This window comes from Paenibacillus sp. P32E, assembly GCF_001909085.1.
In the GTDB taxonomy this organism is placed as follows: Bacteria; Bacillota; Bacilli; order Paenibacillales; family Paenibacillaceae; genus Paenibacillus_AQ; species Paenibacillus_AQ helianthi.
The window spans coordinates 360,004-382,102 of the sequence record NZ_LVYY01000001.1 but is presented as its reverse complement, the minus strand read 5'-3'; the positions used below and the strand labels follow the sequence as shown (position 1 = coordinate 382,102).

Annotated in this window: 23 protein-coding genes, 1 pseudogene and 1 riboswitch; of the genes and pseudogenes, 7 read left to right on the top strand and 17 right to left on the bottom strand. The window is 48.0% G+C overall.

What is annotated here, in order from left to right:
* Positions 1-2: 2 nt before the first annotated feature.
* The 3 genes from sufC to A3848_RS01420 all read right to left on the bottom strand — a co-directional run bounded on the left by sufC (position 3) and on the right by A3848_RS01420 (position 2,621).
* Complete coding sequence (gene sufC, locus A3848_RS01435) at positions 3-782, bottom strand: Fe-S cluster assembly ATPase SufC (protein ID WP_074083161.1); 780 nt, start codon at positions 780-782, stop codon at positions 3-5.
* Positions 763-1,284, bottom strand: coding sequence for a MarR family transcriptional regulator (locus tag A3848_RS01430; RefSeq protein ID WP_074083160.1), 522 nt, complete (start codon positions 1,282-1,284; stop codon positions 763-765). The genes sufC and A3848_RS01430 overlap by 20 nt, the downstream gene beginning before the upstream one ends.
* A gap of 620 nt (positions 1,285-1,904) precedes the next feature.
* Positions 1,905-2,621 carry a general stress protein gene (locus A3848_RS01420; RefSeq protein WP_074083159.1) on the bottom strand — a complete coding sequence of 239 codons (717 nt, stop codon included), beginning with the start codon at positions 2,619-2,621 and terminating at the stop codon, positions 1,905-1,907.
* 349 nt (positions 2,622-2,970) lie between these two features.
* Here A3848_RS01420 and A3848_RS01415 point away from each other — a divergent pair, with 349 nt between their 5' ends.
* The 4 genes from A3848_RS01415 (at position 2,971) to A3848_RS01400 (ending at position 6,689) form a co-directional block, all read left to right on the top strand.
* Entirely contained in the window at positions 2,971-3,282 is a 312-nt protein-coding gene (locus A3848_RS01415; RefSeq protein ID WP_074083158.1) for a (2Fe-2S) ferredoxin domain-containing protein, read from the top strand.
* Positions 3,283-3,487: 205 nt separating this feature from the next.
* On the top strand, positions 3,488-4,336 hold the full coding sequence (locus A3848_RS01410) for an AraC family transcriptional regulator (RefSeq protein ID WP_074083157.1): 849 nt from the start codon (positions 3,488-3,490) through the stop codon (positions 4,334-4,336).
* A 323-nt stretch (positions 4,337-4,659) separates the two neighbouring features.
* Positions 4,660-5,649 (top strand): aldo/keto reductase, encoded by a 990-nt coding sequence (locus A3848_RS01405; RefSeq protein WP_074083156.1) that lies wholly within the window; start codon positions 4,660-4,662, stop codon positions 5,647-5,649.
* A 131-nt stretch (positions 5,650-5,780) separates the two neighbouring features.
* Positions 5,781-6,689 (top strand): aldo/keto reductase, encoded by a 909-nt coding sequence (locus tag A3848_RS01400; protein ID WP_074083155.1) that lies wholly within the window; start codon positions 5,781-5,783, stop codon positions 6,687-6,689.
* Between the two features lie 90 nt (positions 6,690-6,779).
* Here the strand turns inward: A3848_RS01400 and A3848_RS01395 are convergent, their stop codons facing one another.
* The 4 genes from A3848_RS01395 to A3848_RS01380 all read right to left on the bottom strand — a co-directional run bounded on the left by A3848_RS01395 (position 6,780) and on the right by A3848_RS01380 (position 12,362).
* The gene (locus A3848_RS01395) at positions 6,780-9,458 is read right to left on the bottom strand and encodes an S-layer homology domain-containing protein (protein ID WP_074083154.1); all 2,679 of its coding nucleotides are present in this window, start codon (positions 9,456-9,458) and stop codon (positions 6,780-6,782) included.
* Positions 9,459-9,517: 59 nt separating this feature from the next.
* Positions 9,518-10,981, bottom strand: a complete 1,464-nt coding sequence (locus A3848_RS01390) for an O-antigen ligase family protein (RefSeq protein WP_074083153.1) — start codon at positions 10,979-10,981, stop codon at positions 9,518-9,520.
* A 46-nt stretch (positions 10,982-11,027) separates the two neighbouring features.
* Positions 11,028-11,759 (bottom strand): ZIP family metal transporter, encoded by a 732-nt coding sequence (locus A3848_RS01385; RefSeq protein WP_074083152.1) that lies wholly within the window; start codon positions 11,757-11,759, stop codon positions 11,028-11,030.
* 87 nt (positions 11,760-11,846) lie between these two features.
* Complete coding sequence (locus tag A3848_RS01380; RefSeq protein WP_074083151.1) at positions 11,847-12,362, bottom strand: GNAT family N-acetyltransferase; 516 nt, start codon at positions 12,360-12,362, stop codon at positions 11,847-11,849.
* A gap of 223 nt (positions 12,363-12,585) precedes the next feature.
* Here A3848_RS01380 and A3848_RS01375 point away from each other — a divergent pair, with 223 nt between their 5' ends.
* The 3 genes from A3848_RS01375 (at position 12,586) to A3848_RS01365 (ending at position 13,990) form a co-directional block, all read left to right on the top strand.
* Entirely contained in the window at positions 12,586-13,083 is a 498-nt protein-coding gene (locus tag A3848_RS01375) for a DinB family protein (RefSeq protein ID WP_074083150.1), read from the top strand.
* A gap of 24 nt (positions 13,084-13,107) precedes the next feature.
* Entirely contained in the window at positions 13,108-13,476 is a 369-nt protein-coding gene (locus A3848_RS01370; RefSeq protein ID WP_074083149.1) for a DUF1304 domain-containing protein, read from the top strand.
* 187 nt (positions 13,477-13,663) lie between these two features.
* On the top strand, positions 13,664-13,990 hold the full coding sequence (locus A3848_RS01365; RefSeq protein WP_074083148.1) for a Rossmann-fold NAD(P)-binding domain-containing protein: 327 nt from the start codon (positions 13,664-13,666) through the stop codon (positions 13,988-13,990).
* A 50-nt stretch (positions 13,991-14,040) separates the two neighbouring features.
* Here A3848_RS01365 and A3848_RS01360 read toward each other — a convergent pair whose 3' ends face one another.
* The 10 genes and pseudogenes from A3848_RS01360 to A3848_RS33365 all read right to left on the bottom strand — a co-directional run.
* Positions 14,041-14,523 carry a GyrI-like domain-containing protein gene (locus A3848_RS01360; protein ID WP_074083147.1) on the bottom strand — a complete coding sequence of 161 codons (483 nt, stop codon included), beginning with the start codon at positions 14,521-14,523 and terminating at the stop codon, positions 14,041-14,043.
* A gap of 60 nt (positions 14,524-14,583) precedes the next feature.
* A complete protein-coding gene (locus A3848_RS01355; RefSeq protein ID WP_074083146.1) occupies positions 14,584-15,321 on the bottom strand; it encodes a leucine-rich repeat domain-containing protein in 738 nt (245 codons plus the stop codon).
* A 97-nt stretch (positions 15,322-15,418) separates the two neighbouring features.
* On the bottom strand, positions 15,419-15,823 hold the full coding sequence (locus tag A3848_RS01350) for an acyl-CoA-like ligand-binding transcription factor (protein ID WP_178381872.1): 405 nt from the start codon (positions 15,821-15,823) through the stop codon (positions 15,419-15,421).
* Between the two features lie 20 nt (positions 15,824-15,843).
* Entirely contained in the window at positions 15,844-16,809 is a 966-nt protein-coding gene (locus tag A3848_RS01345; protein WP_074083145.1) for an SseB family protein, read from the bottom strand.
* 85 nt (positions 16,810-16,894) lie between these two features.
* The gene (locus A3848_RS01340) at positions 16,895-17,566 is read right to left on the bottom strand and encodes a YdeI/OmpD-associated family protein (protein ID WP_074083144.1); all 672 of its coding nucleotides are present in this window, start codon (positions 17,564-17,566) and stop codon (positions 16,895-16,897) included.
* 92 nt (positions 17,567-17,658) lie between these two features.
* Positions 17,659-19,044, bottom strand: a complete 1,386-nt coding sequence (locus A3848_RS01335; protein WP_074083143.1) for an amino acid permease — start codon at positions 19,042-19,044, stop codon at positions 17,659-17,661.
* A 130-nt stretch (positions 19,045-19,174) separates the two neighbouring features.
* Positions 19,175-19,255: riboswitch (glycine riboswitch) on the bottom strand.
* 218 nt (positions 19,256-19,473) lie between these two features.
* Positions 19,474-19,926 carry a DUF1569 domain-containing protein gene (locus tag A3848_RS01330; RefSeq protein ID WP_178381871.1) on the bottom strand — a complete coding sequence of 151 codons (453 nt, stop codon included), beginning with the start codon at positions 19,924-19,926 and terminating at the stop codon, positions 19,474-19,476.
* A gap of 33 nt (positions 19,927-19,959) precedes the next feature.
* The gene (locus A3848_RS01325) at positions 19,960-21,351 is read right to left on the bottom strand and encodes an aldehyde dehydrogenase (protein WP_074083141.1); all 1,392 of its coding nucleotides are present in this window, start codon (positions 21,349-21,351) and stop codon (positions 19,960-19,962) included.
* Between the two features lie 30 nt (positions 21,352-21,381).
* Positions 21,382-21,684, bottom strand: a complete 303-nt coding sequence (locus A3848_RS01320) for an ArsR/SmtB family transcription factor (protein ID WP_074083140.1) — start codon at positions 21,682-21,684, stop codon at positions 21,382-21,384.
* A 93-nt stretch (positions 21,685-21,777) separates the two neighbouring features.
* Positions 21,778-21,947 (bottom strand): annotated as a pseudogene (locus tag A3848_RS33365) (alpha/beta hydrolase); the annotation flags it as partial.
* Positions 21,948-22,099: the final 152 nt, after the last annotated feature.

Sequence of the window (22,099 nt, the reverse complement as noted above, 5' to 3'; positions counted from 1 at the left end):
TTTCATACTTCCCCGCCTACCGTCTCATCCGTAATCCCAAGCTCCTCTTTTACCCAATCGTACCCTTCTGCCTCTAAACGGTGTGCAAGCTCCGGGCCGCCAGATTTGACAATCCGGCCTTGCATCATGACATGCACAAAATCCGGGGTAATATAGTTCAGCAGGCGCTGATAATGGGTAATGATGATAAATCCTCTGTCTGGACTGCGCAGCTCATTTACACCATTGGCTACAATACGCAGTGCATCAATATCAAGCCCGGAATCTACTTCATCCAAAATCACAAACTTGGGTTCAAGCAGCATCATTTGCAAAATCTCATTCCGCTTTTTTTCACCGCCCGAAAATCCCTCATTCAAATAACGATGCGCGAATTCCGGGTTCATCTCTAGCCCCTTCATTTTGTTCTCCAATTCACGGATGAAACGGATTAATGATATCTCCTGGCCTTCTTCACGCCGTGCATTGATGGCACTTCTGAGAAAGTCCGAGTTCGTTACGCCGGCAATTTCACTTGGGTATTGCATAGCGAGGAACAAGCCTGCCCGGGCACGCTCATCGACCTCCATCTCCAGAAGGTCTTCATCGTCCAATGTCACCTTGCCGCCGGTAACCTCATATTTTGGATGGCCCATTAACGCAGAAGCCAACGTACTTTTCCCCGTCCCGTTAGGCCCCATAATCGCATGAATCTCTCCGCCCTGAATCTCCAGTGTGAGCCCTTTTAAAATTTCTTTCCCTTCAATCTTGGATCTTAATTCCTCAATCTTTAATGTCGTCATTTATCGTAAACTTCCCTTCGGAGTATTCTTCGGCACGCGCCACCAAATCACTCATAAATTTTCCAATAGTCTGCAGTTCAGCCTCTGTATAGGATTCCATGAATTGGTAAAACCTTTCTTCTTTTTCTTTGTGCAGCTCTTTATGCAAATGATAAACGTGTCTTCCCTTATCCGTTAAACTAAAGTAAATCTCCTTACGATTGTTGTTCAGTTGACTTCTCATAATGAAGCCCATTTCCAGCAGCTTTGAACTAATTTTAGTAATGCCAGCTTTGGACAACCCCATCTTCTCCACAATCCCGGTATGATTGATCGGTTCATAATCACCAATGCAATCAATAACGTGTACACTAGTAATATTGTTGGAGAGCATGTCAATCTGGTACTTTCTGGCCTGCTGCCGAAACGAGTTAAATTCTTGTTCGGTATACAACTCGTTCAGATGCAGCATTCTTATATATAGCTCGTAAAGATGACCTTTAAAATGATTTTGAAACTCCAATTTCGCAATCTCCCCTCTCTTGTAGTAGTTGCAGACCAAGGTGCAGTGTCAGCAATAGATTGCAATTCTTTTTTGTTCATATGTGAACAAAACTATATTAACATAACTGATAATGATTATCAATATCAATTATGTTCAGTATGATGCAATTCTGGAGACGCTTTTCATTGGTTCGTTGTCATTGTCATCAGCTTCATTCTGCGTTCCGATCAGTTGGGTCTCATCTCCATTATCCGGGATTTATCCGTTTCGCTCCGGTGTAACGAAGCAACAAGTCGTAAATCGTTGCGATTGCCTATGAAGAGGAAGAGGCGACCGGCCAGATTGTGGTCATCTGGACGAACCTCTCGATCAAAAGGGAAAGCATGGCATTCTGGCCACCAAAACCAGCCGTGCACGATTTTTAGCAGATTCCAGCCACCACATTCGGTTTGTGTATACGCCTAAACACTGTTCATGGCTAAACGAAATTGAGATCTGGTTTAGTATTCTGGTCCCATCACAATCCGTTGATTCACTCCATACAAGAAGGGTATCCCATGGTCCGGCTGGACCTGAGATACCCTTCTTGTATGGAAAATATATTAAGTCATACACCACTATACCTGTTAACTTACACTTTACCGGTTCGTATTCTGCCTGTTGGAAGCATTCAGCTCATCTTGGCGGAGATGGCGCTGCCTGCGTTCTTCCTCTTCTCTGTTTCGCTCTGAATTCATCGTGTCCAGCCCAGTATCCTCGCGTCCCTCCAGACCAGAGCCGTTGAATGCGGCATCTACAGTGTCACTGACTGAATAACGGGCGCTGGCCGCAGCCTCACTTTCAGGAATCGCTTCATCTACATAACGGTCGGAATTGGCGGAGTTATGATTGCGGAGCACGGAATATACATCATTGGCCCGGGAGCTGTCCGCATCCACCATGACAAGAATCCGGCCCTCGTCCACATAGTTGTCGTAGCTCTGTGCTTCATCCTCCGGTATGCCGAGTCCAATCAGTCCGCCGACAAGTCCGCCAGTTCCCGCTCCCACCGCAGCTCCCGCCAGCGTAGCCGCAATGGGTCCCGCCGCAAGAATAGGGCCAATCCCTGGAATCGCCAGTGCTCCGATACCTGCCAGAAGTCCGGTCACACCTCCCAGCACACCGCCGGTTGCCGCCCCTGAAGCCATTCCCTCAGGCGCTTTGGTACCCGTTTCATTATTGATAGTTTCGACATCCTGTTTGTTCCGTGCAATCACTGAGATATCCTCTGTCATAAATCCGCGGCCTTTTAACTCCTCAATAGCCTGCGAAGCCTCATGTTCGGTATAAAATACACCTACAATTTTCTTATTCATAACGATTCCCTCCTGATAGCATGTTTTGGGTGTCCATTGATGATGCAGCTTGTTTCACACCTCTTACTTAACCAAACAGCCGGTGCCGAAACTGTAGAATATCCCTTTTCACGCTGAATCCACAAAACAATTTATGAAACAGGAAATCATTCGGGAAATAGAAAACTAGACACATTTTCATCAAATTTATAGAATTCGGGTTAGATAATCTAACGTGAATATCCTGGTTTCAGGGCATTTGTTAAGCCTTTGGGAACTTTGACCGTTACCCGATTACAGATGATGCAAAAGGGTCTATACTCCTCGTAAGATAGGGTCAACTATTTTCACACAACCAAGGAGGCGTAGGATGAATATGCGACTCAAGGTGCTGAAGAAGCACCTGCTCTTCTGCTGCAGCGAGCACTGCAATAATCAGGATGTGGAAGAGGTCATGCAGGAATTCAAGGAACAGCTCGTGGAAAAAGGGATTAACAAAACCGTCAAAATCAACAAAACCAGCTGTCTCGGCCTTTGCGGCAACGGGCCTTTTGTTATCGTCTATCCCGACGGCATCTGGTATTACAATGTGACTACGGATGATGTGGCGCGTATTGTAGAGGAGCATCTCGTGAACGGCGAGCCGGTCGAAGAACTGGTAATGCTCAAAATGGAAGCCTGATTCCGGTTCACACCGGGCTGGCTGTTTTTCCGTCATCCGGTACAGCAAGCTGTGCCCCGCTATGCCTCCCCATTCTAAATCCTGGAAGTCCCGCCCTCAGCCTGGGGTCTGGGACTTTTTGCGGTTGATCTGCCACGAACGATCTATTGTATAATGAAGTGTATATCCATCCCGGAGCCATCCCATACCGAAAAGAGGCTGAAGCATGGCCATATTCAAATATAATTCAGAGCGCCCCTTCCGGGGCAATCCCGATCTGCATCTTCATTATTGGGGACGTGAGCAGTGTGCTCCCGGACATAGCGTTGGCCCCGGCGTGCGCAACCTGTACAAAATCCATTTCATTCACGAAGGAACCGGCAAAGTCACTGTAGGAGAAGAAACCCACATTTTGCAGCCTGGACAAGCCTTCCTGACTTATCCTCATATTGTCACTCATTATGCGGCGGACATAGATCATCCCTGGACATATTCATGGGTTGCTTTTACGGGAGAAGAGATTGGATATCTGCTGTCCAAAACCTCTCTCACGCCCGAGCACCCCATCTTTCCGATGGATGAATCACTGATGCCCGTACTCTATGACCGGCTTAGCGCTGCGGCTGACCACACGGGTAGTCTCGATTTAGCGCTTAAAGCGATTATGTATGAGTTCTTTGGCCTGCTGCTGCGCACGGTTCCTGCGGCGGCGGACATTTTCCCGGTTCCACGCCAAAAGAGTATTTACGTTGAGCAATGTCTCCACTATCTACATGCCCATTACTGTGAAAATGTTACCGTGGAGATGATGTCCTCCTCCCTGAAGCTGGACCGCAAATATTTATCCGCGTTGTTCAAAAAGACCGTCGGCCTGCCGCCGCAACAGTACCTGCTCAATTTCCGTATCGCCAAAGCGTGTGAGCTTTTAACGGATACGAATTGTACGATTGGTGAAATCTCGCGGTCTGTCGGCTACCAGGACCCGCTGCTTTTTTCGCGTATGTTCAAGAAGGTTAAGGGCTGCTCGCCCAAGGAGTACCGCATCCGTCATGCCGATAATGACATTGTTCTATAAACTTCTTCCTTGCTGACATACGTTTGTCTCCGTGCATCCGCTACAATAAGAGCGTGACCGGGATCGGCTGAAACAAATGCTTACGTGTGATTATTCTTGGTGATTCCAATGGTTTTATTTCGGCAAAAATGAGGGCAAGCCGCCTCTCCTCTATCACACGATGATTACGCTTACAAGTCTTAAGCGAATGCTTAAGAAGTTAGTTTTGTACGGAGTAACACGATGATGCTTTGGCTTACAAAACTTAAGCTTATGCTTACGATGCTAGTTTGTTCGAAGTAAATGCAGGAAGTAACGCTCACAAATTCTGAGGAGGTAAAAAAATGTACAATGCAAGTCCTGAACGTTATGCAAATATGAAGTACAACCGTACCGGCCGCAGCGGCCTGCTTCTCCCGGCGATCTCACTTGGGCTGTGGCATAATTTTGGCGGCAATGATGTGTTCGAGAACGGCCGGGCCATGATCAGACGGGCCTTTGATCTAGGCATTACCCACTTCGACCTCGCCAATAACTACGGTCCGCCTGCCGGATCGGCTGAAGAGACCTTCGGGCAGATTCTGCACAAAGATTTCGCCGTCTACCGCGACGAGATGATCATCTCCAGCAAAGCAGGCTATTACATGTGGCCGGGCCCTTATGGCGAATGGGGCTCGAAGAAATATCTTGTCTCCAGTCTCGATCAGAGCTTGAAACGGATGGGACTGGATTATGTGGATATTTTCTACCATCACCGCCCGGACCCGAATACACCACTGGAAGAAACAATGGCGGCGCTGGATCTGCTTGTGCGTCAAGGTAAAGCGCTGTATGTCGGTATCTCCAATTACAAGGCTGACGAAGCGCGGGAAGCGGCTCAGATTCTCCGCCGTCTCGGCACGCCTTGCCTGATCCACCAGCCGAATTACTCCATGATGTCGCGCTGGATTGAAGAGGGGCTGCAGGATGTGCTGGCTGAGGAAGGCATCGGCACCATCGCCTTCTCTCCGCTGCAAAAAGGTATCCTTACCGACCGCTACCTCAAAGGAATCACACCGGATTCCCGCGCAGCCGGACCGAGCGTGTTCCTCTCAGAGAAGGAAATCACTGCAGAGGTGATCAGCAAGGTCAGCCAGCTGAACGATCTGGCTGCTGCACGCGGACAGAAAATGTCGCAGTTGGCCCTGTCATGGGTGCTGCGCGGCGGCAAAGTGACCTCGGCTCTGATCGGCGCAAGCAAGGTAAGCCAGATCGAGGATGCCGTAGCCTCCCTGAACGCACCTGAGCTCAGCGCGGAAGAGCTGGAGCAAATCGAGAGTATTTTGCGGGGATAAGCTGAACGCATACACACACAAAGACGGCAATAGTGACCGCACAGCTGGCAGGCTGCGGCGGCGCTCTATTGCCGTCTTTTGCTGTGGGAATGCTATAATGTACACAAAAAACAACACAGAAAGGGAAGCAAATGAACAAGAACCGTTTAGGAAATTCCGATTTATACGTAAGTGCTATGGGACTCGGCTGCATGTCCCTGGGGACCGACGAAGCCACGGCGATTCCGATTATTCATGAGGCGCTTGAGCTAGGCGTTAACTTTCTGGATACTGCCGACCTCTATGATAGCGGACGGAATGAAGAAATTATCGGGCAGGCGCTGCGTCAACGCCGGGCAGACGTTATCCTCGCTACCAAAGTCGGCAACCGCAGAGTCCCCGGTCAGGAAGGCTGGACCTGGGACCCTTCCAAAGCTTATATAAAGTCGGCAGTAAAAGAGAGTCTGCACAGACTGCAGACGGATTATATCGACCTGTACCAGCTACATGGCGGTACGCTCGAAGATCCGATTCACGAGACCATTGAAGCCTTCGAGGAGCTGAAACAGGAAGGACTGATCCGCTATTACGGCATCTCCTCCATCCGCCCGAATGTGATCAGGGAATACGTCTCCCGTTCCAATATTGTCAGTGTCATGAGCCAGTACAGCATCCTGGACCGGCGGCCTGAAGAAGAGGTTCTGCCCCTGCTGGAACGGCAAGGCATTAGTCTCATTGCCCGGGGACCGCTGGCAAGCGGCATATTAACCGAACATGGTGCTAGTAAAGCCAACCGGGAGTATCTTGGCTACGATAGCGAGGAACTGGTAGGGCTGCATGAACATCTGCTGAAGCAGAGCGGCGGCTACCGTACCCTGACCGAGACAGCGCTGAATTATCCGCTTGCAAATCCGGCAGTTGCCGCTATCATTCCGGGCGCGAGCAGCCTGGAGCAGCTGCGGCTGAATGCGGCAGCGGCCACAGCCGCTCCGCTCTCTCCCGCAGAGCTGGCCGCTGTCCAGGCTGCCAGCAAGTGCAACCGGTATGTGCAGCACCGCTAAGAACATGTATGACGAAGAGGCTGTCCCTGTAACTGTTAGGTCATAACAGTTCAGGAACAGCCTCTTTTCATAATACATGATTTGCTGGTTCTACAGCTTGGAGATCAATTGAACCGCTTCGGCCCGGGTCGCATTCTGAAGAGGCTGGAACTTGTTGCCGCTCCGGCCCTGAATCAGACCCAGCTCATGAGCATAAGCCACATATGGCCGGGCCCACTTTGAAATGGAGCTGTAGTCGGCAAAAGCACTAGAAGGTTCTACCGTACTCAGTGACTTATTATTTTTATAGAGATAAGATTTGATCAGCATGGCTGTCATCTCCTGCCGGGAAATAAGCTTGTCCGGTGCAAATGCCGAACCGGAGATTCCCGTTACGATACCGGCCGCAGAAGCTGCAGCAACCTCATCCGCATACCATTTGGCCGCTCCAACATCACTGAAGCTGCTTGCATTGCCTGCCTTCAGATTCAGCTTGCGGGCAATAAATGCAGCAAATTCGGCCCGTGTCACCTTTTGATTAGGGGAGAAGTGCAGATCACTTGTCCCTGTCACCACCTGCTGAGCCACCATTGCTTGAATGGCACCGGATGCCCAATGAGTAGCGGAAACGTCACTGAACAATTTACTGTATTGCAGCACAGCGTATTTGCTGAAATGACTGGTCTGAACACTCAGATAGCCGCTCTCCAGTTGTCCTGCTGTGTACTGCAGTCCGCCTTGTGCATCGAAATAATAAACACCTGAGAGCGGGGTATTCACGCCTTCGTTAACCTTCAATTTCAACGTGACCGGAAAATTGAGCTCAGACATCTTCGTTTCTTTGCCATCTGCCGTTATGAGCGATAAGCCAAAATCATAAGCCGCACCAGCGGAGGAAATTGCAGTATTCGCCGATTTACCGGTAGTTCCGCTTGTTGCCTTGGCAATATCATCACTGCTAAGCGGAGTAAAGGAGACGGAAATCTTCGCATCCTTTAGCTGCTCTGCTGGCACAGAAGCCTTAAGCTTCTCCAGATCACCACCTGGAATTTCAATAGACAGATTATCTTTGGAGACAACCAGAGCATTGTCTTTGTTGATTGCTTCAGAGCTTGCAGGCAACAGGAGCTGCTTAATATCGCTGGCTACAGGTACAGTTACCTTCCCGTTCTCACTTTTGAGTGCTATGTCTAAGGCCTTCGTGACTCCAGCCAGGTCGACTACACTGATAAGAGATTTAACCGCTACCACCGCAGGGACAGATGAGCTTGGTCCTGAGGCCCCGCCTCCTCCTGCTGCACTACCTCCGCCTCCGCCTGGTGTACTTCCTCCTCCTGACGTCCCCCCTCCAGAAGCCTGAGGCACTGGAAAAATGTAAGCTTGCAGCGAGCGATTGCCCACTTTGTCTACAGCTGCTACATTAACATGATAAATCTTACCATTGGTTAAACCGTTAATAGTGAAGTTTGTTCGCTTAATAGGTTCTGTCAGCAGACTGCCATCCAGCCAGACCAGGTAACCTTCTAGATCATCTTCCTTATTGCTGTCCCAGGTTACATACAGACTTCCGTTGCCAGATGCCTTCAATCCTGTAGGCTTAGCAGGTGCGAATGGATCGCCGGTTACGATGCCCTTCTGACGGTATTCATAGACAAAAGCATCGGCTTCGCCATTTTTGTAGGCATTGGTATAAAGATAAGCACTTCCATATTGAGAGTTAACATTGGGTAAGCTGATCTCATGACCCGAAGCTGAAGAGGTCAGTTTCAAAATATATTGTTCGTCTGTTTTTAGTGGAACTGGAAAAATAAATTTAAAATAATTATTATTATTATAGAGGTTGCTTACTGGAAAAACAGCTCCATCTTTGTTGACTAATTCAAAATCTGAAGCGCTCAATTCTGAATGGTTTATTGTATACGGGCTATAAAGAGAATCCGAAGAAGCATCAGATAAAATCAAACTCAAATCTTCCCATGTATCTGGCTGGTCTACAGCGTTTTCTGATACAACAAATGATACCAGCATGTCATTTGGTTGAAGCGCGTAACCGGGTTTCTTTCCATTAAAGAGGAAGTTCACTTCCTTCATTAACCCACGGACACGCATTGTATAGGTAGGTGAAAAATCCGATTCCCGGCCGAATACGTCTACTGCAGACACTTTGAAATGATTCAAAGAATGTTCGGGAAGATTTTTGATTTTGAATGTGTTAGCCTTAGTAATTCCGATGAATTGGTCATTGTTATAAAACTTGTAATATGAAATTGAATACCTGTCAAAGGCTTGCCAATAAACACTGATATCGCTAGACTTATCGGTTTGATTGGACCAGCTCGTACTATAAATCACCGGGGCCACTGGAGCATCCCCGAACGAATACACATTCCCCGTTACACTCGCGTCATACATCGTTGTATCGCCCGCAACAACTTTAGCATAGCCGGGTACCAGACCTTGAGCAATCGTACCGTTTACCTTAGACCAGTAAGCCTTGGCACTATCTGAGTAATATACCTCACCAAGCACCGATGAAGGTACTTGAACCTTGCTGCCATTCGAATGAATCAGATCCATTGCAATGTCTTTCTGATCGGAGTAGATCACTCCCGAAATCTCTCCGGTAGATGCATCGTAATATACTTTCAGCATACTGGCCGCATAGGTCAGTACGGGTGCGCTTAACGCCAGCAGCATGAGGACTGCCAGTGAAGCGCTGATTTTGCGTAAAATGTTGTTCAGAATAATTCCCCCCAGGTGGATGTGTAGGATTCGGAAATCCTTCCCCATAATACGAGGAATTCCAACATATTACAACGTATTATTTAACTTATATTCCATTATTGTCCTCAATTATCTGCCTGCTTCACCATCTCTTTATAGCTCCTGTTCTCCGGGATCATATCCGAAGCCGTTCGCATTTCCTCCAATGCTTTTTGCATATAGGATTCATCACCCTGGGACCGGGCTATAGCAGAATAAAGAGCAGCTAATTCGTAATGAGTCTCATGGGACCACGGAAGCTGTGCAGCAGCGGCAATCAGTGATCGTTCCGCCCTTTCCCAATCCTGCCTAGCTATCGCTGACTTCCCGTTGGCAAGACTGGTATAGCCTACTGTCAGCCACGAAAAGAAAAATATAGCAATTACTGCGGGCAGAGCGAGAGCTGCAGCTCTGAAACGCGGCAGAGGAATTTCTTGTCCGGGCCCGCCTTCGGCCTCTGCTCCGGTGAGCAGCATAATGAACAACCCGAACACCAGCGGATAAGCCAGATCGATATCAAAAGCAAGATGGGCGCAGAACAGGATAATGGCCAGCATAGAGCCCCAGCCTTCTTTTCCCCTGCGCAGCCCCGCGCGTATAGAGAAGATAATCATACCTATAAAACTCAGAGCTCCAAAAACCCCCGTATCCAGAGCAACCTGCAAATACTGCTGATGCACATATTTCACATATACGGAAGGATACAGCACTGCCCATCCGCTGCCACCCACACCCAGCAGCCAGTGCTTCAGCCATAGATGAAAGGCATCGCTCCAATAGATGCGGCGCAGGGCAAATTCGGGAGCATCCCATGCTATCTCACGAAACGCCGCGCCGCCATTACGCGCAGCAAAGGCTAAGACCACCGCCAACAAGACTGAAGCCGCCATCGTTCCCAGCATGGATACTTTTTGCGCATCCCGGTTCAGGAATACATAAATGACTGCCCCGATGACCGCCAGAACCAGTACCGCTCTGGAGCCGGTCCATAGCAAGCCGCCAATCTGGATTACACAAGCGAGCCAATAGCGTTTATGACCTGAGAGCTTGTAAGCACCCCAGCCTGCCGCAACTCCTGCCGCCAATATGACGGCAAAGCTGTTCGCATAACCAAGCGTCGATTCCAGCCTGCCTTCGCGGAACAGCCCAAAGGCCAGTCCCCACAGTGTCAGTGCTGTTCCACACCAGGCCCAGGCTGACCAGATCCGGTCCCGCAGCTCCCGGGACAACCCGGCAAACAGCAGCGATAGCGGGAGCAGGGAGGAGATTTTGCCCGCTTCCAGCAGAGCTTGTTCAACATCCACCGCCCAAATGGCAGACAACCAGTACAGTAAGGTAAGTATCAGCAGAAAAAAATGCACCGGCAGCAGCTTGATCCGGTCGGTGCGCAGAATGTAAACCAGTACCGCTGTAAATAACAGAGCATCTAACGCCAAAAAAGAACGGGTATGAAAGTATCCCGCTCCGAGCGCTCCGGCAATCATATACACGAGCAAAGTATAATAAGACATTTTTTCCGCAGGTTTGTTGTTTGGTATATTTTTCTTCATAGTAAGGAAGTTTTCGACAAGGTCTGACGGAATTCCTCCTAGGACCTCACCCAAAAACTTGAGTAATATACACCATCGCCAACAGGCCAAAGATAAACGAATACGTCGAGGGGCGTTCGTACCCATGTCCGTGGCTCTCCGGAATCAACTCCTTATAGACGATAAAGAGCATCGCTCCAGCGGCAAAAGCCAACCCGTACCCCACCACGTTCTGCATATAGCTGGCTGTAAAATATCCGATCACCGCCGACACCATCTCCATGAGGCCGGTTAAGGCGGCCATAATCATTGCTTTGCGCCGGGTCGCCTGGGAATTCAGCAAAAACACTGCCAGAATCAGACCCTCCGGCATATTCTGTGCTCCGATGGCTATCGCCACCATGGGACCGAGGCTCGGCTGCTCACTCGCATAGCTGAAGCCCGTGCTGAGACCTTCGGGAATATTATGAATAAACAGTGCGATCAGCACCAGCAGTGCTTTGGAATCCATGTTAGTGAAGCCGGGCTTGTTCTCCACATCAATATGCGGAATATTATTCTCGATCAGATCGAGCAGCAGTACACCTGTAATCAGACCCAGGGTTAACGCAAGGATTCCCGATTCCTTGATCGCCTGCGGCATTAACCCAAAGGTAGATGCAGATACCATGATCCCGGCAGTGAAGGCGACCAGCACATCCTTCCACAGCTCGGACAATCTTCGGACGAACAGAATGGGAACCACCCCAAGTACAGTAGCCATAGCCGATAAAAAGCTGCCAAGCAGCGCAGTTTGCAAGTCTTCAACCCCTTTTGTGGACAGGACTCCTAGACCCAGCATATGCTTCCGGCAGGCACAGTTATGTCTGTAATTTCCATTTATATTCTACAGCTCGGGCACTAGCGGCAAAAACATCAGATCTTCATCCTGGTAGTCAACCCCGAGCTTCATCGCCCTCGGCTCTGTGCCATAGCGGATAAACCCCAGAGATTCGTATAGCCGTTTGGCGGACAGGTTGGTGGAGGTTAAGGTCAGATTAAGGATTTCCAGACCCGGTACCTGCTTGGCCCGCTTGATCAGTTCCAGCATCAAGACCCGCCCTACCCCCTGCTTACGCGCACACGGATCGACGTATACGGAATATACATGGGCTTTGTGACGGATCTTCGGTCTGCTCTCGCGGAAAAGGGTTACAATACCCACCAGCTTTTCCTCAGCAATGAACGCTCCAAGGGTAAAATTATCATCCGAGGGTTCCAGCCTGATCCGGGTGGTGACCATGGAGATTTTGGACTCCGACTCATAGGAGCTGAGAAAAGCCTCCGGACTCTGCAGCAGCGACTGCAGCCGGAGCTCGCGGTAAATCTCCGCATCGGCGGATGTCAGTATTCTTATGTACAAGGGTATACCTCCTGACCCGATTGTTAATATTTCGACTCTGCCTGCTAACATTATACCGGTTTCCCCTGTATTCTGGCCTTAGATATTTCTACTTACATTGAATGGGCAGATCGCCTGGACAATTGACAAAATTACTGAACTTAGGTATATTTACTTTTGTGAAATTCGATTTTGCAAAATATAATTTAAACACAAATATTAAGATATTGAAAGGAGCTTCATGATGTCCGAGTCCAATTCTGCTTTTGGTCAAGCTCTTGTGAAATCATTAATTGGCGAACGGGGACATATTCCGATTGCCAGAGCCTTGCCGGATATTACACCGGAGCTTGCCGGACAACGTACGGGAGGAATTCCGTACAGCATTTATCAATTAATGAAACATATGAGCTATTGGCAGGATTTCATGCTGACCTTCCTGGAGGGGGGCAAACCGCAAGCGCCAGGAAGTGTAATGGATAGCTGGCCTGAGGAGGAAGCCCCGGGGGATGAGGCAGAATGGCAGGACACCGTGAGGCATTTGCTGCAAGGCGTGGAGAAGGCGGTTGATTTTGCCCGGACTGTACAACTGGACGAACCGCTCCCCGGTTTTCCTGGGGAGACCAAGGGCGGAATTTTACGTAATATCGCCTCTCATAATTCCTACCATCTAGGAGAAATTGTTCTGCTTCGCCGTCTACACGGGGCCTGGCCGCCACCTGGCGGAGGCTATCCCGCCTAATCTAATACAAAAGAGGGAATTAAGATGATGATTTTGAGTACTATACTTGTGGCGCTCGTAGCGCTGGAGCATGTGTATATTTTAACCTTGGAGATGTTTATGTGGACTACCCCCAGAGCGCAGAAGGCGTTCGGGACCACCAAGGAGTTCGCGCAGGATACCAAGTCGCTCGCAGCCAACCAAGGTCTGTATAATGGTTTTCTCGCCGCCGGTCTGGCCTGGGGCTTGTTTCATCCGAACGACACGTTCGGATTTCAGCTTCAACTGTTTTTTCTAATCTGTGTCGGAGTTGCAGCGGTCTATGGCGGCATGACCGCCAAGAAATCCATTCTGTTAGTCCAGGGCCTTCCGGCCTTTCTGGCTATTATCGCCCTTCTTCTGGCGAATCTGTAAATCCGGTTTTTGATGATCAGCTTGTATAACTGGCGCCGATGCTGCATCGGGGTCAGTTTTTTTGCTGGAAAAGTAAGCTATAATAAGTCATACTTACGCCGCCGGAGGTTCATGACTACGGTTAGCCAGCACATCGCCTTGCTTGAGGACGAGTTCAATATCCAATTGATCGACAGAAACTGAGCTAATGACCATCACCGACTTTGTGGCAATCGGAAATGAAGTATCGGGCAATCATGTAATCTATGAACCTATCACCGATGAAGAAAATTACGCCATATTTGACGCACTATGTGTTCCAAGAACAACCGAGGGTGAATTTAAAAAGGGCTCAGAGGCCCCCTTCTCATCTGAGGGGATGGTAACCTTTGGCGAAGCGATCCGGTTAGGAAAGATGGATAATTATACGGCTGACTTCAAGATACTGACGGGGCAGGATGCAATGACCGTGAAGTACATGTTCGAACATGCGGATGACTTCCAGGTTGGGGAACGACATTCGAAGGATAATTAATAGATAGGGGGTGTCCATAAGCTGAAATAGCTTGGAACACCCCCTTGCAATTATTGTATAGCTATATAAATCTGCAATTCTGTATTGGCCGGATCGAAATCTCTGGCATCATAAAGCTCGAAATCGCCCGTATAGGTCCTTACTTCCTTAGATTCCTTGAAATAGGCCCATATCTCATGCCACGTCTCAGCCACTACTTCATATACAGGTCCCTTTCTCGTTGTAAATACCATGTATTTACTTTCAGGGACGACCGCAACTACATGATTAGTGTTTCCTAAGGCCGTGTCACTGCTTAATTCGTGCCCTATAACAACCGTATAAGCTCCGTTTGCATCGCTCTCATAATCCGTATACAGGGCGTAAATATAATGTGGATTTTTAATACCAGCTGCGGAACCGAGATTGCTCTGAAAGTAAGTTTCCCATAGTTTAGCCAATTGCCCATCCGGTCCGGCCTCCGCTTCGTTCGTTGTACGTACAGCTACTCCAGTCAGTATTAGCTTTGGCTTGTGAATTGTAATAGTGCTCATGCCTCACTCTCCTCTTGAACTAAATTATACAAGGAGAAAGTAGACAGCTTACTGTCATGTTTAATTTATATTCACAATGACGCCATTATCCTCCAGGTTTTGGATGACCTGCTTTGCTTGCTCATTCAGCGGGTTGTTTGCCAAAGATACTTCCTTTAAATTCGGCATCGTCTCGAGCACTTCAAGTTCCTGAATGAGGTTATCGTCCAGATAAAGGTGCTCCAAGGTTGGATGATTTTTTAACGGCGTCAAATCTTGAATTTGATTTCCGCTCAGGATAAGCCATTCTAACTTCAAATCCTGAAGGGGACTTAGATCTGTTACTTGATTGTTACTGGCAAGAAGATCAGTCAGCTCATGTAAATTCTTGAGCGGCACTAGACTTTTGAACTTGTTGTCGTCAACCACCAGTTTTTGCAGAGAACTTAACCCGGAAAGCGGTAAAAGATCAGTAATCTGATTCCCGTCAACAGCCAGGAACGTCAGTTTTTTCAGCTTGCCGAGGGGTGTGATATTCTTTATTTTTTGGCCGGGCAGAAATAAGTCCTGCAGGTTAGCAGCATATTCAAGTCCCTGCAAACTGACGATTTTATTCTTGGACTCCATAGGATACAAAGACTTCAATTTCTGCAAATCAGCGGCCTTCACCTCTTTATTAGCTGGCAGCTTCAATTCCGCTCGAATGGCTTTCGCCAAAGCAGGGTCCGTAATAACAGAGGCAGCCCAAATGGATGTTGCCGGTAAGAATACAAAAACCAAACAAAACACGATGATATTTTTCACTAATTTAGCAGGCATTTAGATTCTCCTTTTTCGCAACTTGAATAGTTGTCATCCTTTCTTTTATCGGATTTTTCTTGAAAACTATTCACCTTGGAGAGCATCTATTTCGGCTTCATAATGGCAAGCCTTCCTCTAATTTACTCAAAGCTTCATCTAACAATGTCGCAAAATCGGCATCAGGATTCTCCGCATAGTACAGCATCACCGAGATATTGACACCAATAATTGCACCAGCAAAAGTGCGCACCGCTAAGTCTTCCGGGTTACGGCCTACTCGTTTAGCTATTAATTCCATGATCAACTGCATCATTTGGGTCATGTTATTTAGACTCGCAGCCCTCAGCTCCGGGACCTTCATAATAAGCTCGTTACGTTCACGCACCGTAGTCAGCTCATCTGTGGACATATCCTTAATTCCAGAAAGCATAGCGTTACGTATTGCTTGGAGCGGACTTAGATTAGAAGGCTGGTCTTCAAAAGCAGCAACAAAGAGAGGATCATAGTTATCGATAAGCAATACATCCTCTTTTGTAGCCTCTACAACCTCTTATATTCGGCGATCATCCGCTTATTCTTGTCATCCAACCGGAAACCGATCCCCCGGAAATTAATGACGGCTCCGCTCATGTTCTCCGATAGGGACACAATATCCTCATAGGTAGCGACATTGCCGCCCCATACCGTTTTATCATAACCTTTTTCAAACTCAAGCCAATCTGTGAACACCGGCAGCCAAGGTTCTTCCCCCTCCACGCCAAGGGATGCAAATTGAAGGTACGTTCCTTGCTTCAACGTCTTCATGCCCTGTTCATCAGGGGGTGACGGCTCTTCTTCCTTAAGCTGCATCGGCACCAAAAACTTCGCCTGAACGAGTTCATCCAGCATCCGGGCTTCTGCCGCCTGAAGAAACTGATTCTTGCCTTCATACTGCTGCCGGGAATACATCGCCTGAAAAAAACAAAGCATCGCATGCTGCAGCTCCGGATTGCTTACGGGAATATTGATCTCCGGCGTTCCGCTCCAATCGGGCGGCGGCAATAGATCGTCTCTGCTGATCACGATCGTATTTTGCCCGTTATCAATAAGAAGGTTGCGGATGCCAAGGAGATGAAGCTCAGCGAGCATCCTGCGGATCTCCTCCCGGCTGATCTTTCTCATTTCCAGCTCAATGAGCTGCTGCAGGTAATAATCCGCCGCATTGGCTGAGAATGCTTCCTCAGAGAATACCCATACCTGGTCATTACCATCGATGTATGGATAATTGGTATGGACATCGTACGCCATATACAACGCTTCGGCATTTAAGATGGTTCGTTTCAATGAGTCTAAGAGCGTCTTGGCATCAAAGTGCCCCGTCTCAAAAGCTCCGCTTTCCTTAGAATACCGAGCAGATTGAATCATAGAGATCAGATCCTGAATCGTAAGTCCGCTGCTTGCTTCCATTGTTATTGGAGAAATAAATAGAACTTCTCCTGCTGCTTTATCTTTCTGTTCCTCGCTCATCACCAAGCCTCCATTCTATCAAGGGTTAGTCTTTTTATACTTTGCTCCCCGCCTGCCATCCTCAGGTAATCATTTTAAACCTTCCTTACGGCTTTTCTCTCCGGTAAATGTCGATACTCTTATAACCTTCACCTAGAATCTTCTTCATTTCTGCTCTTCGCTTTGCTCTAGTCCCTTCTTGTACGGCACTATATACATAACGGGCCCAGTCCTTCCGGTAACCGGGAGTAAGCGATTGGTACAACTTCAGCGCCTCCGGACTATCCTGCAAGTCATTTTCCACAGCAGGAACCATAGATGTATAATCATCCACCCGCTGACTTGGCTTGGAGGACGCCTCATTCTTCTTCCGTGTCTCCTCTTTGAAACCAACAACGGTAAACACGTCGTTTAGCCCCACCATACGTGCAAACTTCAGGCTGCTTGCCCCAATATATCCGTCCTCATCCGCTCCCACCCCTTCAAACAGGCTGTCCCTATGAATATAGGTGGAATAGACCTTATTTCCCTTTTTGGGGTAAGCAGCGTACAAATAGCCGCCCTTATCTAAATAGTTAAGATCAATCACTTTATTGATGAGATCCTGCAGCGCTTCCATATTAAGCACATAAGCAAAAATGAGATCATAACAGTTGTCCGTCAGCTCAGTATCAAAAGCTATTAACCCCGATAGACTATCCTCATCTTCGGGCCTGTTCAATATGGCAACCTTTTTGAATTTGTGTAAGTTTAATTTGTCTGCGATTGTTTTAGACATGTAAGGACCTCCGTTAATGGTTATCTGTTCCCCATAATAAATCAAAGCAGCCCCCAAAACCACCGAATTGTGGGATTGAGGGCTGCTTTGACTTAATGGATTGTCGGTTTTGCACTGATTATTTTATTGCTCTGCTCCCTCTTCCTGCTATTCACCGAATACAGAACATATAACAGAATGAACCATAGAGGCGTAAACAATAATGCCGGACGTGTTTCTCTAGCGATCAGCATTATAATGAGTATCGCAGCAAACAAAGCGAGGACAACAACATTAACCGCCGGCGTTAACGGTGCTTTGAATTTGGATTTCAAATGTAAGTCTGGCCGGGTCTTCTTATATTTGATGTGACATACGAGAACAACACCCCACACCCAGATAAAACAAATGGCACTTATGGTGGTTACGATTCCAAAGGCCTGCTCCGGAATGAGCTTGCTCAGTAGAGCACCGGCAGATATGACCAGCGTAGAAATGAATAACGAGTTCCCGGGTACATGATTTTTATTCAGTTTGGCAAAATGAACAGAGGCCTGATTCTTCCGGCTCAAATTATAAAGAATCCGGCTTGTCGAGAACATCCCGCTGTTGCATGCAGAAGCGGCTGAAGTTAATACGACGAAATTGATAATCCCTGCGGCGATTGGAATCCCTACTAGACTAAAGGTTTTCACAAAAGGACTTTCTGCCGGACTGAGTTCCGTCCATGGATTAATGCATAGCAGGACGAACAATGCGCCAACGTAGAAGAAAAGAATCCGCAGAGGTATTTTGTTGATCGCTGATGGGATGTTTTTCTCCGGATCTGCTGTTTCCGCTGCCGATACCCCCACTAATTCCACACCAACATAAGCAAATACAACCATTTGGAAGGAAAATAAAAAGCCTTTTACACCGTTCGGAAACACGCCTCCGTGTTCCCAAAGATTCCGGACCGTTACCGATCCTGCATCCGTTTTGAGCCCCATAATCAGGAAGATGACACCTATGCCGATTAAAGCAAGAATCGTGATGACTTTGATTAGAGCAAACCAGAATTCAAGTTCACCGAAGTTTTTGACAGTCAGTAAATTAAGTCCTAACAAAATGATCAGGCAGACGACAGCAGGCACCCAATGCGGAATATTAAACCAATACTGCACATATACGCCTACTGCAATCACATCAGCCATAGCCGTCATGACCCAGCAGAACCAATAGGTCCAACCCGTGATGAATGCCACCCGGGGGCCAAGATAGTCTTCGGCAATATCTGTAAATGACTGGTATCCCGCGTTAGACAACAGAAGCTCTCCCAGCGCTCTCATCACGAAAAACACAGCGATGCCCACGATTAGATAGGTAATCATGATGGAGGGCCCCGCCTGCTGAATCGCCTTGCCCGATCCCAGGAATAATCCTGTACCAATAGTGCCTCCGATGGCAATCAGTTGAACATGCCGGTTGGCCAGCTCTCTTTTTAATTCTGTTTGCGCCATTCCTAGTTCCCCCTTATGAATACAATACATTGATGCCAATAAAAAAAGAGACTGGATGTCATCCAATCTCCCGGGTTATAAGAATATGAAAAAATACCTGTCCTGCTGCTGTCAGCATGACAAATACATTCCGTACTCTTCTGTCCTTTTGCCTGAGATTGTGAACCCTTCGGCGCCACGGAATTCCCGTGGTCTCTCCAGAAGCTGCTCCTGCTATAGTGTGATCCATAGCAATCATAGCTTGCGAATTATGAAGTTAATGTACCATGCGTTTCTGATATTCTAACATATTACTTGCAATGGGAGTATCAGATCAGTGATAAAAGTCTCAAGCCAATTACTTCCATATCTCTTCGGCAATCTCTTTAATATAAACAAGCTTATTACATCGCTGCTCCTCTGTCAGGTGATTGCCTCCTAGTCATTAGCTTAGCTTGCGAACTGCACCTCGGAGAAATGATCCGTAACGTGCATGGTGAAATACCGGTCATACTCCTCCTTGCTTAGATCTCCGAAGATCAGGTGGGGAGCTAACTTCCCCTCGTAGGCTTGAAATGCATCAATTGCCCTGAGCAGAAGTCCGATTCCCTCTTTGACAGTTCCCTGCTTTTCAAGCTTCGCCGCACCTGGTACATGTGCCGTTAAATCATGCTTCATATGGCCCTGCTTCAAAAATTTCCGGATCACGATGCGGCCGATGGTTTTTCTCACAATCCTGGGCTTCAGCTGCGGATAACCTGTCATAGAATATTCGATGGTCTGGGCGCAATGGGCAAGAATCTCATAGAGCGGCCATTGTTTGGTTGGGATAACGTCATACCCCACCATGATCAGCAGTTCTTTCTTCACATCATCCAGTGATGCAAATTGCACATTATTCATCTTTTTCTCCCCCTTATCGTGGTTCCTCATGTATTAACGCATAATCTTTCTGACCCACTTGACCTTGTCGCCATAAGGCGGAAATAAGAAAGGGATATCCAGCTTTGTGCTCTTGGTCAATACGCTTTTGGTATGGGAGAACAGCTCGAAGCTGTATTTCCCGTGATATGCACCGATCCCGGCGTTTCCTACTCCCCCAAATGGCAGGTGGTGATTGGCAACATGGCTGATCGTATCATTCACACACCCACCGCCGAAGGAGACGCGTGAGAGTACTTTCTCCTCCACCTGCCGTTGTTCGGTGAACAAGTACAGTGCCAACGGTTTGGGACGGGCGTTCACCATTTCAATCGCCTCCTCCACTTGACGGAAGCCCATAATGGGCAAAATCGGCCCAAAGAGTTCATCCTGCATCGCAGGGTCCGACCAAGAGGTTGCGGCAAGCAGCGTTGGCTCGATGTAGAGCTCATCTCTGATTGTTCTCCCGCCCGACAGCACGCTATTCGGCTCCGCTTCCAGAATTGCGGCCAAGCGGTCAAATTGGCGTTCATTGACGATTCGGCCATAATCCGGACTTACTCTGGCGTCCGGTCCGAAGAAGCCTGCCACCACCGTCTTCATCCGGACAATCAATTCCTCCCGAATCTCTTCATGGGCAAGTACATAGTCCGGGGCAATGCATGTCTGTCCCGCGTTCATCATCTTCCCCCAAATAATCCGTTTGGCCGCAACGTCGAGGTTTGCAGTCCGCTCAACGATAGCCGGACTTTTGCCCCCAAGCTCAAGCGTAACGGGCACAAGGTGATCTGCAGCAGCTTTCATGACGATCTTGCCGACCGGTACGCTTCCTGTAAAAAAGATGTAGTCAAAGGGAGCGTGAATCAGCGCCGAGGTGGTCTCCTTCTCCCCTTCAATCACCCTAATATACGTCTCATCAAAAGTTTCACTGATCAGTTTCTTAACGGCAGCAGTAACTGCAGGAGTATTCTCGGAGGGTTTTAAGACCGCGCTGTTCCCTGCCGCAATGGCTCCGATCAGCGGTTCAATCAGCAGCTGGAACGGATAATTATAGGGTCCGATGATAAGAACAGTTCCGTAGGGCTCTCTATACTGGTAACTCTTAGATACAGCAAGATAGAAGGGTGTTCTTACCCTTTGCGGCTTCATCCACCGCTTCAAATGCTTGCTCATGTAGCGGATGCTGTCCAGCGTATAACCAATCTCTGTCGAATAAGCCTCAAATTCACTTTTGTGCAGGTCCTGATACAACGCCGCCAGTAACAGCTGCTCGTTCCGTTTGATCGCATCCGACAGCTTCCCCAGCTGCTCCAGACGAAACTCCACGCTTCGTGTATAACCGCTATGGAATTTCTGGCGATGCTCCTGCAGGATTTCATTGACCTGCTCTGAGTTCCACTGCTTCATATTTCCTGCTCCTCTTTCTATGAAATAGGTCTAGAGACAATCCCGCTCTAAGGCAACTAGAAGCCTTCTTAACAGGTCCACCGATTCCTGCATGGACAACTCATAATATCGCTGGGTCCCCACTTGCTCGACTTTGATGACTCCCGCATTTTTGAGCAATTTCAGATGATGGGAAACTGCCGGCCGTGACAAGGACAACTTCCCGGTAATTTCATTGACCGTCATCCTGCCATCCTCCGATAGATGGAGCAGAATATCCTGACGGTGCGGATCACTTAATACTTGAAGAATTGGAAGGCTTTCGCGAAAAATCTGCAATGCCTGCTTTCCCATGCTGGTGCCTCCCCGTTTATAGAGTCTAAATGTTTAAACATTTAAACCAATGGTATAGACTCATACTATACTTTTCTTGTTTAATAATCAAGTGCGGCTACTGATCTCGACAGGAACGATCGCATCGGCGTCACCATGAGAATAAGCGTTGGCAATTACATTTTCTCAAGGTCCACACGGAAATCGGTATAGCTAAATGCCGAGATGCAATCAAGCGTGCCTTTCGGCGAAGCAAAAGCCGCAATATCGCGATTGTATAAACGGACACCGTATTCTTTGCTCCCCCTTCCAGTGGAAAATATAGTTAATATTTATAACGCTGAGAATATAACAATCAATATCCTTACTGTAAATCCCTCCTAAAAAACAGATCTTTAGCCTCTCACTTCTCAATCTAGCTACGTTGCGGATCAAA